16 protein-coding genes are annotated in these 18161 nt (G+C 41.1%); 5 read left to right on the top strand and 11 right to left on the bottom strand.

What is annotated here, in order from left to right:
• Positions 1–4 precede the first annotated feature (4 nt).
• From EHR06_RS10565 to EHR06_RS10545, 5 genes are all read right to left on the bottom strand, one after another.
• Positions 5–742 carry a TetR/AcrR family transcriptional regulator gene (locus EHR06_RS10565; protein WP_135756959.1) on the bottom strand — a complete coding sequence of 246 codons (738 nt, stop codon included), beginning with the start codon at positions 740–742 and terminating at the stop codon, positions 5–7.
• A 360-nt stretch (positions 743–1102) separates the two neighbouring features.
• Positions 1103–2680 (bottom strand): cytidylyltransferase domain-containing protein, encoded by a 1578-nt coding sequence (locus EHR06_RS10560; RefSeq protein ID WP_135757033.1) that lies wholly within the window; start codon positions 2678–2680, stop codon positions 1103–1105.
• The gene (locus EHR06_RS10555; protein WP_135756958.1) at positions 2655–4214 is read right to left on the bottom strand and encodes a spiro-SPASM protein; all 1560 of its coding nucleotides are present in this window, start codon (positions 4212–4214) and stop codon (positions 2655–2657) included. The genes EHR06_RS10560 and EHR06_RS10555 overlap by 26 nt, the downstream gene beginning before the upstream one ends.
• A gap of 39 nt (positions 4215–4253) precedes the next feature.
• The gene (locus tag EHR06_RS10550) at positions 4254–5309 is read right to left on the bottom strand and encodes a putative peptidyl-prolyl cis-trans isomerase (RefSeq protein ID WP_135756957.1); all 1056 of its coding nucleotides are present in this window, start codon (positions 5307–5309) and stop codon (positions 4254–4256) included.
• A gap of 30 nt (positions 5310–5339) precedes the next feature.
• Positions 5340–6563: an aspartate kinase gene (locus EHR06_RS10545; protein ID WP_135756956.1), complete on the bottom strand. Its 1224-nt coding sequence runs from the start codon at positions 6561–6563 to the stop codon at positions 5340–5342.
• Between the two features lie 139 nt (positions 6564–6702).
• On the opposite strand from EHR06_RS10545, the gene EHR06_RS10540 reads away from it, so the two are divergent.
• Both EHR06_RS10540 and EHR06_RS10535 read left to right on the top strand, forming a co-directional pair.
• Positions 6703–8523, top strand: coding sequence for a sodium:solute symporter family protein (locus EHR06_RS10540; RefSeq protein WP_167492292.1), 1821 nt, complete (start codon positions 6703–6705; stop codon positions 8521–8523).
• A 195-nt stretch (positions 8524–8718) separates the two neighbouring features.
• Complete coding sequence (locus tag EHR06_RS10535) at positions 8719–9600, top strand: bile acid:sodium symporter family protein (RefSeq protein ID WP_135756954.1); 882 nt, start codon at positions 8719–8721, stop codon at positions 9598–9600.
• Between the two features lie 52 nt (positions 9601–9652).
• Here the strand turns inward: EHR06_RS10535 and EHR06_RS10530 are convergent, their stop codons facing one another.
• Genes EHR06_RS10530 through EHR06_RS10520 form a run of 3 tightly spaced genes read right to left on the bottom strand, consistent with a single transcriptional unit; the run spans position 9653 to position 13224 of the window.
• On the bottom strand, positions 9653–11062 hold the full coding sequence (locus EHR06_RS10530) for a pectin acetylesterase-family hydrolase (protein WP_135756953.1): 1410 nt from the start codon (positions 11060–11062) through the stop codon (positions 9653–9655).
• Between the two features lie 27 nt (positions 11063–11089).
• Entirely contained in the window at positions 11090–12499 is a 1410-nt protein-coding gene (locus tag EHR06_RS10525) for a sensor histidine kinase (RefSeq protein ID WP_135756952.1), read from the bottom strand.
• Complete coding sequence (locus EHR06_RS10520; RefSeq protein WP_135756951.1) at positions 12496–13224, bottom strand: LytR/AlgR family response regulator transcription factor; 729 nt, start codon at positions 13222–13224, stop codon at positions 12496–12498. Before EHR06_RS10520 ends, EHR06_RS10525 begins: the two co-directional genes overlap by 4 nt.
• A 926-nt stretch (positions 13225–14150) precedes the next feature.
• On the opposite strand from EHR06_RS10520, the gene EHR06_RS10515 reads away from it, so the two are divergent.
• The 3 genes from EHR06_RS10515 to EHR06_RS10505 all read left to right on the top strand — a co-directional run bounded on the left by EHR06_RS10515 (position 14151) and on the right by EHR06_RS10505 (position 16233).
• Positions 14151–14900 (top strand): YebC/PmpR family DNA-binding transcriptional regulator, encoded by a 750-nt coding sequence (locus EHR06_RS10515; protein ID WP_100724898.1) that lies wholly within the window; start codon positions 14151–14153, stop codon positions 14898–14900.
• A gap of 241 nt (positions 14901–15141) precedes the next feature.
• Positions 15142–15627: a crossover junction endodeoxyribonuclease RuvC gene (locus tag EHR06_RS10510; protein ID WP_008593400.1), complete on the top strand. Its 486-nt coding sequence runs from the start codon at positions 15142–15144 to the stop codon at positions 15625–15627.
• A 15-nt stretch (positions 15628–15642) separates the two neighbouring features.
• The gene (locus tag EHR06_RS10505; protein WP_135756950.1) at positions 15643–16233 is read left to right on the top strand and encodes a WG repeat-containing protein; all 591 of its coding nucleotides are present in this window, start codon (positions 15643–15645) and stop codon (positions 16231–16233) included.
• Positions 16234–16246: 13 nt separating this feature from the next.
• Here the strand turns inward: EHR06_RS10505 and crcB are convergent, their stop codons facing one another.
• From crcB to EHR06_RS10490, 3 genes are read right to left on the bottom strand one after another with little or no spacing between them, the layout of a single operon-like run.
• Complete coding sequence (crcB, locus tag EHR06_RS10500) at positions 16247–16603, bottom strand: fluoride efflux transporter CrcB (RefSeq protein WP_135756949.1); 357 nt, start codon at positions 16601–16603, stop codon at positions 16247–16249.
• Entirely contained in the window at positions 16600–17376 is a 777-nt protein-coding gene (locus EHR06_RS10495) for a type III pantothenate kinase (RefSeq protein ID WP_086447111.1), read from the bottom strand. The genes crcB and EHR06_RS10495 overlap by 4 nt, the downstream gene beginning before the upstream one ends.
• A gap of 1 nt (position 17377) precedes the next feature.
• Positions 17378–18127: a biotin--[acetyl-CoA-carboxylase] ligase gene (locus EHR06_RS10490; protein WP_086447110.1), complete on the bottom strand. Its 750-nt coding sequence runs from the start codon at positions 18125–18127 to the stop codon at positions 17378–17380.
• Between the last annotated feature and the right edge of the window lie 34 nt (positions 18128–18161).

Here is an 18161-nt window from a genome sequence, read left to right as displayed (position 1 = left end):
TCACTTAACCTGCGTTCGCAACCAATGGTAAAGGTTCTAAGCTTGGAGCCGAAACCGCACCACCTTTGAAAAGTTGAGCGAGCTCGCTCCAATCTTCTCTGCTAAAATAATCTAATCCGCCATCCGGGCAGCCGAGCAGATCTTCTATCGTTTTGTGATAAGAAAGCATCAGGTCGTATAGATCGGCCTCGGATTCTTTACTTCTTCCTAAAAGATAGAAAGCAACTTTTTCACCCAAAGCATCGCTTAGGTCAAAAATAATGGAAGTCAGGTGATCCGCTCTCAGTTCACTTTTGAGTGATCCGTCCTGCTGGCCTTCTACTATTAAAGAAGCAAATAACGGAAAACTTAAATCTACGGATTTGCGTCTGATCTTATCTCTCAATTGAAGATTGCTGGCGGAGAAAAGGGATTCCAGAAGGAAGCGAACTTCTTCCGATTTACCTTTTTTCCAGTTTCTTGCAACGATGAGTGCTTTGCGGAGTTTATCCAGGCCGGTGCCTTCTGATCCAAGATCTCCAATCTCTACTTGCATAGCCGCATGCGCTTCTTTTGCGAATTGCACTGCGATCTCTTCTAAAAGTTCTTCTTTGGATTGAAAATGGTGATAAAAGGTTCCTTTAGCTATATCTAAAGCGGATAGAATGTCCTGAATGGATGTGGTTTCGTATCCTTTTTCGAAGAATAGCCTTCTGGATTCGTTTAGAATTCTTTCTTTTGTGGAGATTTTCGCTGGGATCATTGGGGTTCCTCCTGCTAAACCGACGGTCGGTATAGACCGTTAGTCGGTTTTGACAATACATCCGACTATGCGTCGGTCAAACATATTTCAAAACAATGGGCAAAAAAATCAACAAAGGAAACAAATAAAATGAAAAATGTTTCCTGACTTTCTGGCGGAAAATCCGACGGTCGGTCGACTCGGCATTGGGTGCGGGTTTAAGTCGGCGGAACGTGGAATCCAAATTCCGCACAGTCTCAAAATAGTACGCCGCCCTGGTACGGGCACGTTAGTTACTCTGCGGCTCCGCGTCTCTGCGTGGTAATTTTCTATTTTTTAATTTCACGCAGAGGCGCAAAGTCGCGGAGGGTTTTAGGGTCTTTATAAAGAATCTATCTTATCGAGTAAGAGTTTGTATCCGTTTTCACCGACCGTTTTAATTCCTAAGGAAAACTCGGCCTTTCCTTTTAAGTCTGTGAATGGAATTTTATATTTTTCTAAAATAGAAGAAAGTTCTCTATGAATTGGGGAAATGGAGAATGTTGCAGAAGGTATTTTTAAATACAAAGCCTCGAATAAGCTTTGGCCAAAATATCCTAAGAACTTTTCGGAAGATCGTAGTTTTTGTAGATATTGAACTCTGGATAGTCTAGAAAAATATTCTATCTCTTTATTTTTAGGAGGAGTTCCTCCGATCCGAATCTTCTTTTTGGAAGAATTCTGGAGTAGGAATGTATCCAGATTTTCGGATTCTTCTTCTCTTAGGTTTCCTGCGTAACAAAAGATCCCGTAATCTTTTGTTGGATTCTTTTTCTCACTTATAGCTGTTGAGATCAGATTCGGAGGAATTAAGACCTGTTCCCAGTCGAAGTTTGGATCATTTTGAGAATGGGGAAGAAGGTCCCAAAAATCATATTTCTGTTTATCTTTTCCGAAATGATCTAGTAGCAGGACCTTTGTTTTTTGGTAAGAGACCGGAACTTCTATATCTCTGTAGTCTATTAGAAGAATATTATATTCTCCGTCTTTTGGGAAAGACAAGATCCATTCGGGTTCCCAACCTCTATAAGGCAAAAAAGAATACAAAAGAGAAGTTCTGGAAAAATGTCCTGAACCGAATTCTTTTGCAGGGGCGACCAATACTCCTACTTTTCCTTTGATCGTTTGGTTTGGAGAAGGAAGATTAAATCTTACCTGGGGAACATCTAAATTCTTTTGGAATAGAGAAGGTGAGCCCTTCTCCCATTCTAAAAATTCTTTTGTATTAAAATTGCTAATGGTTTCGAAAGATTTTTGGGAAATTAGATCTGAGATCGTTTCAAAATCTTCGGGGGTGTCCACAGTCAGTCTAAAATTTGCTAATCTGGAACCTTCTTCTTTTGTTAATAAACTTGGGATGGCGGTGATTTTGTATTTTGTAGGATCCTCTTTTATATGAATGCTTACATGTTCTTTATGTCTTTCTTCTTGTTGTGAATCAGAAAGATCTAAAAGTGCGGAAGTTCTGAAAACTTCTCCTCCAGTTCCGAGAGGTAAGCCTTTAAAATACGCCAGATCTGAATCAGATTCTATGAACGTTTGGATGAGCAGATCCAGATGAGTTGTATCGTAAAATGGATTATCTCCTGTGAGTCGGAGGATCGCATCCGCTTGGAATTTTTCTGCCGCAAGAATATATCTTTGACGAACATCTTCCAATGGCCCGGAGAAGTGATTCATGTTTCTCTTTTCCAAAAAGGATCCCAGTTCTGAATCTCCTTCCGGGATTAGATAAACGATCCTGGAATTTGGAAGGATCTTTAAAACCCTGGAATGGATATGATCTAAGATAGTCTTATCCGAATTAGAAGGGATGGGACGGATTACTTTTTTGGGGAATCTTGTAGATCCGGTCCTCGCCTGTATGAAAGCGAATAAAGAACGGATCTTAGGCTTAGGCGTTGAATGTATACCACTCATCGCAGGAAAGACAAGGAGCAGGAATAGATTCATGTGCTCCTTTCGCGGAAGAAGTGAAGAAAGGATTTCCTTTCGCCCAAATTTGTTCCAAGGAATCTTTGTTTAGATTCCCTATAGAATGTTTTTTAGAGCCTGGAGTTTGTTTACAGATAGAAACTTCTCCGTCTGCGTTTAGATATATATCTCTGGAAATATGCCAGCAGAAGTCTCTTCCCAAAGGTGTGAGATCGGAAGCTCTGCGTTGGGGAAGAATATCCGAATAAGAATTATATTTTTGTAAAATGATTTCGTATCCTTCTTTTTGGGCCTGTTCATACCAGGAATCCAACTCAGAGTCCACTTCTTGGATTTTTAGGAATTGAAGATGGATAGATGATTTTGGTAAAACTTGAGAAACTGCTGCCAGATTCTGTAAAACCTTGTCCAGGTTGTCCTTTCCATAGAGTTGAGAATAAGCCTTTTTATCTCTGGTGGTGAGATTAACGATCAAGCTGATCTTCTTCTTTTCTTCTTCTTTTAAGGAAGAAATTAAATTGATAAAACCGGAGAGATCGCCGTATGAAGCGGACTCTATGAATAATTCCTTTAGATTGGATGATGCCAAAGTTTTTTGGACAAGTTCCGGAAATTTAGGATGAAGTGTAGGTTCTCCTAATCCGCCAAAACATACACTATAAGGAAGCCCTAATGTTTCTGCCTGAGATAAAAGTTTATCTAACACTTGAGGATCTAAGGTTATATTATCTTCTTCCGGTTTTAGATTTTGTCTTGGGCAGAAATTGCATTCGTATTCGCAGCCTCTGTATAATTCTACTTCGTAGTAACTAGGAGCAGAACGGAATGTTTCAGGATGTGAGATCAGGAAGGATTGGATCTCATCATACTTCCAGTTTTCCTTCTCCTTTAATAAAGAATCTAATAGTCTGAAAGACCTTGGATTGTTTGCTGAGAAATCCAATCTCCATTGTCGGAGGTCAGGAGAAGTATAAAAAATTTCAGTATCGAATTGATTGATATTTTTGGCTAAGAAGTCTTGGGTCGAACCTGCGTATTCCGCAGGTAAACTTCTTACAAATTCTCTGGAAAGAATTCTGGGCACGATCCCAGGAGGAAGATTTTCAGAATAAGAATACTGTGCCAGATACTTTTCATGACGAAGTATCAATTCTTCCGTAAGAGTCGGATCCAATAGTGGTGCAAATCCATCAAAAACCAGAAAACAGGTCTCGTCCCATTCAGGATCTCCCGTTCTGGAAGAAGGAAGAATATCGCAGATCTTGGAAAAAAATTCAGCTTCTGATCCGGATTCTAGAATTATAAAATTAGAATATTCGAATTGAGTGGAGATCTTTTTGGATTCGTCCGAAGTTCCGAGTTTTCTGTTTGAATAAACCGGAATTCCTTTTAATACGGAAGATAATTTTTTAAGAGTAAGTTCTAAATACCGAAGTTGGTTTCCCTGATCTATATTTCCTTTTACGGATATAAGATCTTCTTTTAGATAAAATACGATAGCTTGGGGAGGATATTTCATATTCTAATCTAGGATCGGTTCCGTTCTGGATTTCCGGACTTAATCCAAGTTCAAGGTTTCTTGTTGGTCCGGGATCTTGTTCTCTTTTTTATAAGCTTCGTCGAAGATCTGTATCGGCACAGTGGACCTGGATTCTCTTACCCATTTTATAAAATTTTCGTCTTCTTTTTCACGGCTGAGAAGATTTACGATCCCTTGGCGTACGTTTTCTAAAGGAGTAGGTCTTTTACCTTCTACCTTAACGATACAATAACGTTTTCTTTCGTCTCTGAATACTTCTGAAACTGAACCGACTGGAACAGTAGATAATGCAACTGCAACAGAACGATTCGTTTTATATAATTCGAAAGAAGAAACCCAATCCATAAGTCCTTTTCTGGCTCTTAAGTTTGCATCCGTATTTCTAGGAGAACCTGCGATCAAACCGAAGGAAGCAGGATCAGATAGAACATTCTTTTTGATCTCATTTGCTTCTTTGTGGATCCTGGACTCTTCCGTGATGGAATCATTTGCGGGAGAGATAGCAATCTGTCTATATTGGACTTCGAATCCTACCTTCTCTCTGTTTTGAGCGTACCAATTTCGGATATCTTTATCAGAAGGTGGATGGTTCGGCACCTTGTATTGCATTAACTGGGTTTTTTTGATCTGGTAAGGAAGTTCCGTATACCAAAGATCGTAAGACATTCCTGAGCTGGACTCGACCGCTTTTTCGAATTGTTTACGAGAAGTGATCCCCATAAACTCCATTCTTTTTTCGATCTCGCTCTCTAGTCTTTTTTCATTCACCTGGATGGATTCATCTTCTGCGATCGAATCCACAACTGCTCTATCTATCAGAAAGTCTATGATACGAGTGCGCAGAGATTTTCTCATGTCCTCGTTTTTGAGGTACTTGGTCAGTTTTTGGTATTTTTCCTGAGCATCGTCGAAATCTAGATCGCTGATGGATTGGCTTCCGACTGTAGCGATGATCCTATCTAAGGATTCTGCGGGCCTGATCTCCGAGGTGAATATACCTATAGAAAGTATACCGGAGAATAAGGCGAGTTTACGCGAAAATGAAGCTGAGGATCCGGGAAAAATTCCTAACACAGGGAAAGGATGTTCCCGATCCTCTCTTGTTCAACTGTTTTTCGAAAGCCCGAAGGTCTCGTGGATCTTGTTTACGGCTGTTTCTGCATGAATTCTTGGGATTACGCAGGATATTTTGATCTCTGAAGTGGAGATCATTTCGATATTGATCTCTTTTTCCGCCAAAGCTTTGAACATTTGAGCGGCCACTCCTACATGGGATTTCATTCCGATCCCTACTGCAGAAACGATAGAGATCTCCTCATTGATCTCAGGCTTTTTAGCTCCTTGAGAATTAGAGAATGATTCCAAAATAGGAAGAGCTTGGACCAGGTCTTTTTTAGGAACTGTGAAAGAGATAGTGTTTCTTCCATTATAAGGAGAAGATTGAACGATCACATCTACAAGAATATCTTTGGAGCTTAAGTCTCCGAATAGAACTGCTGCGAGTCCCGGTTTATCAGGAACATCCGCGATCGTAATTCTGGCTTGGTCGTTCTTTGCGGTAACTCCGCTTACTTTCAATTTTTCCATAATTTTGTCCTCGTTTACAACCAAAGTCCCCGGATTATTATTAAAGCTGGAACGTACATGAATGACCACATCGTAATTCATTCCTAATTCAACGCTTCTGGAATGAAGAACTCCGGCGCCTAGGCTTGCGAGTTCCAACATTTCCTCATAAGTGATTTGAGAATGTTTAGTGGCTTGGGGAACCACTCTTGGGTCCGCGGTATAAACCCCGTCCACATCCGTATAAATTTCACATTCTTTTGCGCCAAGTACGGCGGCTAACGCTACCGCAGAAGTATCCGAACCGCCTCTTCCCAAGGTAGTGATATTTTCGTCTAGGTCTATCCCTTGGAATCCTGCTACGATCACAACGTTTCCTGAATTTAACGCTGCATCTATTCTGGAACGATCCACTCCTTGGATCTTTGCATTGGAGAAGTTCCCGTCAGTGATCATTTTGATCTGGGAACCTGTGAATGATTTTGCAGGAACTCCAACATCCCAAAGAGCCATTGCGAGAAGAGAAATAGAAACCTGTTCTCCAGTGGACAATAACATATCCATCTCTCTCTTTGGAGGATTTTTAGTGATCTTATCAGCCAGGTCCACTAGCTCATCCGTCGTATGGCCCATTGCGGAAACGACTACGACAACATGGTTGCCTTCTTCATGATAACGTTTGATTCTACCGGCTACGTTCCGGATGCGATCGGGAGATCCTACAGATGTTCCCCCGTACTTTTGGACGATTATGTTTGCCATCGCTGCCTACCATCTTTTTGGGCTCGGAGCGGGGATCAAGATAAATCAAATCCGGAAGGCGGGAAAGAATCCTTGTTTTCAAGGAAAGTCGGCCGATCTTTATGGAGAGTTCTCCCTTCTTTGGGAGAAGGGGGACCCCATTTTTTCTCCTATCGATTGGTATCTAATCTTAGCTTATATCATTTTTGCTTTTTCGGCAGGGCTTCTTCTTTCCTCTAAGGCCGGAGAAAGTTTGAGTTCCTACTTCGTTGCGGACAGAAAACTTCCTTGGTGGTGGCTCGGAACTTCTATGGTCGCAACGACCTTTGCCGCGGACACTCCGTTAGTCATTACGGGAATGGTTGCCTTGGACGGAGTTGGCGGGAACTGGCTCTGGTGGAGCTGGGCAATCGGTTATCTGATCATTACTGTATTCTTCGCAGCTTCCTGGAGAAAGGCAGAAGTCCTTACGGACGTTGAATTTGTAGAATTAAGATATTCCGGAATAGGTGCGGCAATACTTCGAGCGGCAAAAGCATTCTTCTTAAGTATTCTTTTTAATTCCATCATATTGGGCTGGGTTTTCAAGGCGATGTCTAAGATCACGGCTCCATTCTTGGATTGGAACGTATTGCTTGGTGCAGAAGTTTTCAAATCTATCTCAGACTCTTGGCCTAACTTTCTAATATTAGGAGATTTGAATACTACACTTACGGTCCTTATTCTTTTTTCAGTTGTAGTATTTTATAGCAGTATGGGAGGGATCCAGGGTGTGATCCTGACTGACCTATTCCAATTTGCTTTGGGAATAGGCGGTGCAATCGTATTTGCGGTCTTTGCAATTCAATATGTAGGCGGATTAGAAGGTCTATATTCAAAATTAGAAATTTTATATCCTGGCAAATCGGAATCCATCATTTCTTTTTGGCCAAGGATAGGGGAAGAAGAGCATGGACTTCCACTTCAGGTTTTTCTAATATTCATCGGAGTTCAATGGTGGATCCAATATCATTCGGATGGTTCCGGATATTTGGCTCAAAGATTACATACTGCAAAAACTCCTAAGGATGCAGAGTTAGGTTCTCTTTGGTTTAATATCGCAAACTTTATTTTACGTACATGGCCTTGGGTTTTAACGGGACTCGTGTGTTTGGTCGTATTCCCATTACATGATGCGGATTTATTCCAAGCAGAAGGTGGAGTAGTCCAATCGGATAGAGAGATCGCATATCCTGTGCTTATGAAGATCGTTTTGCCTGCAGGATGTTTGGGATTGGTATTCGTAAGTTTGATGGCGGCTTTCATGTCCACTGCGGACACTCATATCAACTGGGGTGCCAGCTATTTAGTGAACGATCTATATTTAAGATTCCTAAAACCGAATGCCGGAAATAAAGAAACAGTGATCGCAGGAAGGATTGCAGTGGTATTGATGGCTGGAATTGCTATTTTAGTCGCGACTCAAATGAGTTCAATTGCATCCGCCTGGAAATTTTTCTTAGCGATGGCCTCGGGTTTAGGCCTTCCTCAGATATTAAGATGGATCTGGTGGAGGACAAATGCTTGGACGGAATTATCCGGAATGGGGACAGCTCTAGTTCTTTCATTAATTTTATATAAAGTATATCCGGATGTAAATGCGGATTATCTTCTATTCTTTACTGCCTTGGGAAGTGTGGTCGTTTCCATTGCGGTTACATTTATGACTGCTCCAGTCCCGGATCAAGTACTGGATACATTTGTAGCCAAGTTACAACCTTTCGGTTTTTGGGGGAAATGGGGCGGAGTTTCCGCCCGCAAAAAATTCTATTCCAGAATTCGGATCTGGTTATTAGCGATCTTCTCCTTATACGCTTGGCTTTTCGGAATAGGATATATTCTACAATTGAAATATACCTTAGGTGCCGTGTTTATCTTATTCGGAATAATTTCAGGGTTTATAGTCTTCAGGTTATGGGAAAAGAAGGATTCAGTTTCCTAATGTAGTGTCTTTTTGACGATTGCAATTTTCTGCCCATCCGGATCTAATACTTCTATAAAATAGATCCGGGTAGAAGAGAAAAAAGCTTTTCACCTCAGAGCTTTCCGGTCAGTAAGATACGTTTCCGGAAAGGAAATCCGAGATTCTTCTCGGAGATAAAAATAATAAAACAGGTGTTATGTTAAGGAGAGAAACATGCAATTAGGTGCAGTCGAAAAGGGGCTACTTCCGGCTCTTTTAGCAATCGTGATGCTCGGAATGGGTTTCGGGCTGGCAATCGGAGACTTTAAACGGATTTTTACAACTCCTCTCCAAACTTTGGTCGGTACTTTAGGCCATTTTGTGATCATGCCTTTGGCTGCATACGCGGTCGTATTGATCTTAGGTTTAGAATACGAACTCGCGTTAGGCGTCATTCTTGTAGGATCTTGTCCTAGCGGAACTACTTCTAATTTGATCAATTATCTTGCAAAGGGTGATGTTGCTCTTGCAGTTGTGATCACTGCACTTTCTACACTTCTTTGTCCTTTACTGACTCCGGTGATCGTTACGTTTTTCGGTTCCTTATTGGATCCAACCGGTTCAAGTGTGATGCAGATCTCTTTTTTCGAAATGTTAAAAACAGTGATCGCAATCATTGTGGTGCCGATCTCGATAGGTATGGCGGTAAAACATAAGTTTCCTAATTTTGCTAAAAAGATTGAAAGTCCTTATAAAGTTTTCTCCATTTTGTTTTTGGTTTTCGTAGTTGCTTTTGTGGCTTATAAGAATCGAGAAAATTTAATAGATATGATCCTTTTGATCGGACTTGCTGTGATCCTTCATAATACTTTTGGATTTTTAGCAGGTTATCTTTTTCCTAAATTACTTGGGATTGCGGAGAAGCAGGCGAGAACAATCTCTATCGAAGTTGCGATCCAAAATACTACTCTGGGTATGACTCTTGCGATCCAATTTTTCGGACCTAAGGTGGCGCTTCCTTCTGCGATCTTCAGTATTTGGATGTACATCGCAGGTGTTGCGATGGCACTTTTCTGGGGTTATGTAGTTCCTTTGAAAGAAGAAAAAGCGGCTTAAGGGTAGAATGAAAAAAAGAAGGCGGCAAATCGTCCGCCTTCTCCGAGAGAGATTATAGTAGAAGATTAACTAACGCGAACCAGAAATTCGTTACGTTTGCATCGTTCGGATTCACACTTTCGAAAAAACTTCTGAAAGTAGAACTTCCCAATAGATAATCATTGATGAATGTACCGAGTGTAATTCCGGTATTTTCTATCTCCGTTCCAGTAAATTCCACGATAGAAGTACAATGGCTTTCATTGATACTTCTGTAATACGGAATGAAATATTCTAAATTCGGATATCTATCGTACTGAGCCTTCAAATTCTCAATGTCCTGAGCCCAAAGAGTGGAAATAATATATTCCTTATCCGCAGGATTGTTCTCGTCCAATCCATAGAATCTTGCATAAGAATACATGGAATAATTAGCATCTCTTCTGAATAGAGTGATCGCTAATTTATCATTCGGATATTTTTGAGCTAAAGCCTCGCTGATCTTCCCATAGTCCGCGCGAATGTCCACGGAAGGGAAATCAGGCTGAGCCTTGCTTATAAAATACTCTGTATTCCAAGCCTCTTTGATCTTTTGCTGTAAAGGCCATTGGTTGCCAAATCCAGGAGCCGGAAAGATCGGGCCTGAATCATTCAATAGATAACTTTTAGAAGGACTTAAGGCTTTTCTAATGAAGTGATAATTGATCATGGAGCCTGCTCCACCTGCGCTACATCCTGAAACAAACATCTCTTTTGGTTTATTAAAATTATTCTTCAACCAATCGATGACCAGCTCCATATTCTTAGCACCTACGTGACGATAAGTGATAGGAGGATTTTGTCCGGTTGGATCGGAATAAGTTGCCACCTTGTTTCCCGCATACACGTCTCCTGTGCAATAGGGAATGAACACTTTATTCCAATTGGATGTTTTAACGTTCTGTCCGGTAGGATTGTTTCTTAATATGATCGGTGAGATCAATGCGTTCGGACTTCCACCAGGAATATTCGGATCTATAAACGCTCCGAAATTCATATGGTTATCAGGAATACCGTTTGGATTTGCGGCTCCTCTGATACCCGTTTGTCCAGTGCAACTTTCGTAATCCCAACAAGCTCCTCCCGGTTCCATATATACTAGAAGTCTGCTTGAATATCCTAAGATCCAATCCAAGATCCCATCCGCACGATCTACGAATATTTTGTAAGGTGTTCCGTTGCCACATACAGCGCCCGGAATATACACAACATCGTAAGATCCATAGACTACACTCGTTAGATCGTCTAAAATATTTTGGGCTTTAGGATCCGCATTATCTAATCCTGCAAGATTACCCGCTCCTTTTTCAGGAGTTTCTAAAAGTCCTCCTAATAGAGCCAGGTCTTGTGTATTGTTCGTATTTTGGTCCGGACTACAGTAGAATGACGTTACGGATAACGCTAGTACTATTCCTCCCAGCCAAATTCTCTTCACATCTTTCATTTTGATTTGCCTCCAGTTCTTAACTCCCTATTTCGCTTTTGATTGCGGAAATTCTAATATTACCTGGGCACCTCCGAGTGTTTCGGAGTTGCCCAGGCGGATACGTATTCCCATTCTATCTAATAACTTTTTAGCCAATGCGAGTCCGATCCCGCTTGAGGATTCGGAGCCGGTAGGTTTTGCGGAAAGGATAGAAAATTCCCTGAACATATCTTTTTCGTCTTCGGGCTGGAATCCAGGCCCTGAATCTTCTATTTTGATGATTAGAATTTTCTCATATGATTCTGAGATGAGTTCACTTTTGAGAGAGATTTCCGAATTTTCGGGAGAGAATTTAGCGGCGTTACTTAATAGATTATCGAATACTCTGTACAATATCTGAGGATTCGCTTGGAAATAGAAATTATACTCCGAGAGTCTATCTTCTATTCTTATGTTCTTTGAGGTGAATAAAAAGTTTAGATTGCAGGTAACCGATTTTAATAATAATTCCGGATTTAATTTTTGGGTTTGGTTCTCTATCGTTTCTGCATCTCCGGAACTTGCAAGATATAGAACATCTTCGATCGATTCTAAAATTTTACGAGAAGTTCTATCTATATGTTCTAGAATTTCAGGAGGGTCCGCATAAGAAGAAGCAACTCGTTTTGTCGGAGAAATATGGCTTGGTTCTCTTGTATAAAGTCCTACTAAACTTAAGATCCCTGTGACAGGGCTTTTTAGATCATGGATCGCTATTCTTAAAATTTCAGATTTTTTAATGGATTCCATCACCAGTTTTCGATTCAGATCTCGGATGGATTGTTCTTTATGAAATGAATTCACCTTGGTAAGAAAACTGATCAGATCCAATAGAATTGTCATGACCATTGTGAAGAAAAAGTTTTGGATCAGAAAGGATGAGTTCTTTCCCAACCAGTACATGGCCGCGAAAAATACTGCGTAATTTGTGAAATAGATAACCTTCTTCGTTTTATCGGGATAACGAAGAAGCACTGCGATACCAAGTTGAGTGAACGCGAATAGCGAAATATCAGTCCCAAATTGGAATATGAGCAGGTTCATCGCTGTTCCTGCGGAAGTTAAGAATAAGGTTCCGGCTATCGTAAGCCATCTTCTGCCGTTTTCACTTTTTAGAATTGGAAAATTTAAAAGAGCTGTAAAAAGAAAACAACCCGGAATAAAAACCGAGTTATAGATTAAGAGAGGGAAGTATCCGGAGTTTTTTAGAAAATCAGTCCAATCCAAAATTGCAAAAGGAATATAAACTACGAATAGGAAAGGGAAAAGATATCTGAGTATTAAATATACTTCGAAGTACGCGGATCGGATGAATTCTTCGTTACTTCTGACTTCTTTTAAGATCTGAAAATGTTTCTTTATAAATAATATAAAGTTTTTGGTCCTAAACCGAATGGCAACGTAGAAATGTTTCACGGCAGACCTAAAACCTTAAGATTTGAATTTTTGAATAAAGATAGGAGTTTACTTCCTTGTGATCGACTAACGGGGATACTATGATCCGTATGAAGTAAGAGTCGATAGGTAGTCGGCGTTTTGAATAAGATCTTTTTGACTTCTTCTAATCGAACCAGGTAACTTCTGTGGGCTCTGAAAAATCCATGTGCTTCCAGATCTTTTTGGAGTTGGTCTAATGTTTTTCTGACCTTCTCCACGCTTCCGTCTTTGGTAAATAATCTAGCGTAATTTCTTTCAGATCTTGCGAATATTATATTCCCAGGTTCGATAAGATTGATCCCTTCTTCTTTTTTGAGAGGAATTCCTTTTGGAGAAAATATATTAGGATGAGAAGAAAGATATCTTTGGATAGAAATTCCGAATCTTTCTCTCGTGATCGGTTTTGGTAGGAAATCCAACACTGAAAACTCGAAAGCTTTTACTGCATTGTCTCTTTCAGAAGATACTATGATCGTTTGGAAAAAACTTCTGCTTTCTATTTCTAAAAGTTTAAAGCCAGTTTTCCCTTGTAGATTTATATCCAAGAATAATAGATCCAAAGGATTTTTGCGTATAAATTCCGCTGCAGATTCCGGATCGGAAACTGTATGGATACTTTGTATCCTTTCAGTCAAAAATTCTTTCGCTAAAATTTCCAAACAGCGAGAGGACAATATATCATCTTCTACGATTAGGATTCGCATACGCGGGAGTTTACTCCAGGTTTTAAAACTAGTCAATTTATTAGGGACAAAGAGATCGCATCGGGGGACGAATGGATCGTTTTATGTAAAACAATTGTTATTAATAACACTTGAGTTTTTGTACAAGCCCGAGTGACAGGCTGTTATACGTTATGCGAAACATAAGAAAGGTGGAGAAAGTTCGGAATTTGTTTTGCAAGTAGAAATCATGTTGGAATTCCAACATGGATTGTAGGGGAGAAATTGGTTGATTTTCGTTTGGAATTGTGATACGGGCAGTGAATGAGTGCGGGTTTGCGGGTACCACCGGACCGGCCCCCTTCGCAGCGACTTTTTGAGCGACCCATAGGAAGCGAAAAACCCGAAGGGTGGCGACTGAGTAAAACGAAGTCAAACGAGTTCAAAGATGAAATCAACGCGATCCGTTTGATCGAAAGTTTTTTTATGTACCGCCAGACCGGCCCCCGCCCAAAGCAGGGTGGGGACTCTTTTTTTAAAAAAGAGTCCCCTTACATGGTAGATCTTTCTCTTAGAATTCGCGGCAGCGATGCGCAGGGCTTTAGTCCGGGCCTGCCCGGATGAGCGTTTTGCGCGAACCCGTAGCAGCGCGATCCGAGTTTTACGAGGAGCCGCCCGGATCTTTCCTGAAAGAATTTTATGAATTTATAATATTCTTTTTGGTTTTTTCCGGCTTTAGCCCGGTAGGGATTTGGGAGTCTTTGTTGGGTTGGCTGGCTTAGAGTTTGTTAGAAGGATCCGGTTTTTGGCCTGGATTTCTTCAAGGAATGGGGAAGGCCAAAAAGGATGGACAGACTGGAAAAACCGGGTTTTGTTGAAAAAGTGGGACCGGTTTTAGGCCGACTTTCCTGCTTTTGATCTTATATATTTTTTAAACCGATCTATTCTTAAATATAAGGGGAAATCTGATGTCCGGGCATAGTAAGTGGGCAACGATTAAACGCAAAAAGGACGCTATCGATTCTAAAAGAGGGGCGATTTTCACTAAGGTGGTCAAGGAGATCACTGTTGCGGCACGTATGGGCGGAGGGGACATTAATACCAATCCGAGACTTAGACTCGCAGTATTGAAGGCGAAAGCCAGCAACATGCCTAAAGACAATATCGATAGGGCGATCAAAAAGGGAACCGGAGAATTGGAAGGCGTTGTATATGAAGAATGCCTTTATGAATGTTTTGGGCCGGGCGGAACAGCGATCATGGTGGAAGCTGTAACTGATAAAAAAACCAGGACCACTCCGGAGATCAAAAGTATCCTTACTAAGCTGGGCGGTTCTTTGGCGACTACAGGCAGCGTTAGTCGTCTTTTCGAAAGAAAGGGTATTATCGTAATTCCTTCCGATCAAATTTCCGAAGAGGAATTATTCGAATTAGCAGTCGGCGCAGGTGCTGAAGACGTTCAGAACGAGGGAGAAGTTTTCAGAGTGGTAACTTCTCCGGATGATTATGAAGCAGTCCAAACTGCTTTGAATGATAAAGGGATCAAATCGGAAGAGTCCGAGATCAAGTTTGTGGCCTTAGTCGGTGCAGAAGTTTCCGACAAAGAGGTTGCAGAAAAAGTAATGAAGCTGATCGACAACTTAGAAGGTCACGATGATGTCCAAGGTGTGAACTCCAACTTCGAACTTTCTCCGGAATTAGAGAAAGAATTCGGCTGAAATTCTTAGAAGTCGGGGAATTTTTTCTTCGACTTCTTCTTTTCCGGGATCGGTGACCAGCGGAGTTTTGTTGGAATTCCAACAAGGTCTTGTGCAAGGAAATGAGGTTGCCGGTTTGAGGAATTTGTGATAGAGGGGAATTGCTCTCCCACGGGCCACTCCCCCCACCCGAAGCCGGGCGGGGGCGCCCCTTGCCCCATGTAGGACTTCCTACAAAATTTAAACTCAAGGAGTCTTTTTGGTGAAAATTTTAGGAATAGACCCTGGGTCCCATCGTCTAGGTTATTCCGTTCTCCAAAAAGATAAGTCTGTAATTCGTGTTCTCACTTACGGCACGATAGAAGTTCCAAGCGGAACAAAAAGTCCTGTCAATTTAATCGCTATTCGAAGACAGTTGGACGCGATCTTGGATGAATATCATCCTGATCTTGCTTCTGTGGAAGAATTATTTTTCGCAAAGAATAGAACGACTGCCGCAAGAGTTTATGAGGCGAGAGGAGTTGTCTTACTTACATTAGGAGAGCATAATATTCCTTTGGTCGAGCCGACCGCTTCTCAGATAAAAAAAGGGACCACAGGCAGCGGCACCGCGGACAAAAAAGATATTAAAGCAGCTTTAAAACTTCTTTTAGGCCTCGAAAATTTGACCGGGCATGATGATTCTTGGGATGCCATTGCGTCTGCATATGTAGGTTTCGCGATGAGCGGCTCTTTTAGAAATAAATGATATATTGGAGGATCTATGGATCGAAAAATTTACCTTTTAGTGATTTTGGCTTTTTTGCCTCTTCTTGCGTTCTGCTCTAAAAAATTGCAGTTAACTGCTTTCGAAGAGAATGATGTTTACGGGTATAAGGACCAGAATGGGAAAGTCCAAATTTCTCCTCAATATTCAATTGCTTACGATTTTAATGAGAATGGTGTAGGTTTTTCTTTCGGCAAGGGCGGATGGATCTGTATCGATCCTCAGAATGAGGTTCTATTGAACGTTTTTGCTTTCGACAATGGACCGGACGAATTTTCGGAAGGTTTGGCTCGATTTGTAGAAAATTCTAAATTCGGATTTTTCGATTCTTCTTGTAAGAAGATAATCGCGGCGAATTACGATTTTGCTTTTCAGATCCACCAAGGTTTTTCTAAAGTTTGTAACGATTGTAAGTCCGTTAGCGACGGAGAACATTCGACGATCGAAGGCGGAAAATACGGTCTCATCGATAAAACCGGAAAAGTAATCGTTCCAATCGAATACGATTCACTTTCAGAGATCGATCCGGAGACTAAAACTTTAGAGGGCTCTAAAGGCGGCGTTAAAAAAGAGATTAAGCTTCCTTAAGACAGATCTTTTCTTATTTACTTAAATATACTCCCAATAGCACGGCAATAATACAAATTGTCGTGCTAAGCAGTATATATGCAAAAAAACTAAAATAGTTCCCTGATTGGAGTAGTTTTAGGTTTTCTAAAGCGAAAGCGGAAAAGGTTGTGAATCCTCCGCAAAATCCGACGGTTGTAAATAGCCGCACTTCTTCCGAAATTTTTCCCTGAGATAATCCGTAAAATATTCCAATTAGCAGAGAGCCTAGTATATTTACTGTAAATGTGGAAAGAGGAAATGGGCCGGATTCTTTCGGGATCGTTTGAGATATCATATATCTACAAATTGATCCTAACAATCCTCCTAACCCTACGATCAAAAAATTCATTTAGCATTATCTTCGTATAATATTTGTAGTCCTCTTAAAGTAAGCAGAGGTTCTATCTTATCGAAAATTTTAGGATTTGCTGCGTGGATCGTAGTCACAAGTCCGCCGGTACCGATCACTCTATAATCGTTTCCGTGAGCCGCTCTAACTTCTTTGATAATACCTTCTAAAAGACCTATCCATCCGAAAAAGAATCCTGCCTGAATGGATTCTATAGTAGAATCTCCTAATATTTTAGAAGGAGCTTGGAATACGATCGGAGGAAGTTGTGCGGTATTTCTAGTCAAAGCATCCATGGAACCTTTAAGCCCTGGAGCGATCACTCCTCCCAAATAATCAGGAGTATCATCTACTACGCAGAATGTGGTGGCTGTTCCCAAATCAATGATGATTGATTTTCCCGGATGATCCTTTACTGCGGCAGCAGCGTTCACCAATCTGTCTGCGCCTATCTCGAAAGGACGAGGATACTTGATCCCGAATGGCAGCTTCATCTGATACTGAACTCTGATCGGTTCGATCTGGAACCAATCATGGATCATTCTTTCTATGATCGGATTCAACTGAGGAACCACGGAAGAATAGATCCCGCCGACAATTTGGCTGCTGTCTATTTCGAATTCTCGGAGGAAACCTTTGAGATAAAGCCCCATTTCGTCGGAAGTTCTATCTCTTCGAGTAACTGTTCTTCTATGGAAAATCGGCTCTTTGGAACCGTTCTTATAAATACCGAAGACCGTGTTGGTATTCCCAACGTCGATTACTAGGATCATTCTATCCCAAGGACCTAAAATCCTCGGGGCTGTCAATGAATTCGACCATGTTTCCGACCGAGGTCCGGGCTAATAATTTTCCTTCTTCATTTACTCCCAATAGAGTTGCGGTTTTTTGTTCTCCACTTTCCGTCCAGGCAATGGTTTCTCCCTTCCAGAGAAGTTTTTCATTGATGAATTCTATCCTTTTTTCTCCATCCGAGATCGCTAATACTGCATCGTTCAGAAGAGGAAGTAATGTTTCTAAAAATCGGTTCCTTCTTCCTTTTTCGTTTTGATCATCAGTAACGAACCCTGCATCACTCAGATATTCCGGAATTTCGGTGCCGTAAAGATTGGCCCCGATCCCAAGGATCCAGTCCCAAACTTCTCCTTCTTTTTCCGTTTCGATCAGTATACCGCAGACTTTTTTTCCGTTTAAATAGATATCATTCGGCCATTTGATCCTAAGATCTTTTTTACTGGCAGAAGGATATACGGACAAAATCGCCTTTGCTACTGCGACCCCGACATATAAGGAGAACAGCCCGGGAGAGGATAGGTTAGAATTAGAGGAAAATTTACCCGAAAAAATAAAAGGCTCTTCTCCCAATATACTCCAGGTTTTGCCCTTTCTTCCCCTTCCGGAAGATTGAAAATCCGCTAGGATCCAGGACCCTGGTGGGAATTCCTTTCCTTTTAAGATGGTATTCGTGGAACCTGCTTCTGAGAGAAATATTCCTTTTTCGGGATCCAATAATTGAAACGACATGAGTTCTGTTTAGTACACTTTTCCGGTCCTTCGG

Source organism: Leptospira dzoumogneensis (assembly GCF_004770895.1).
Taxonomy (GTDB): Bacteria; Spirochaetota; Leptospiria; order Leptospirales; family Leptospiraceae; genus Leptospira_B; species Leptospira_B dzoumogneensis.
This window is presented reverse-complemented; position numbering and strand designations above follow the sequence as displayed.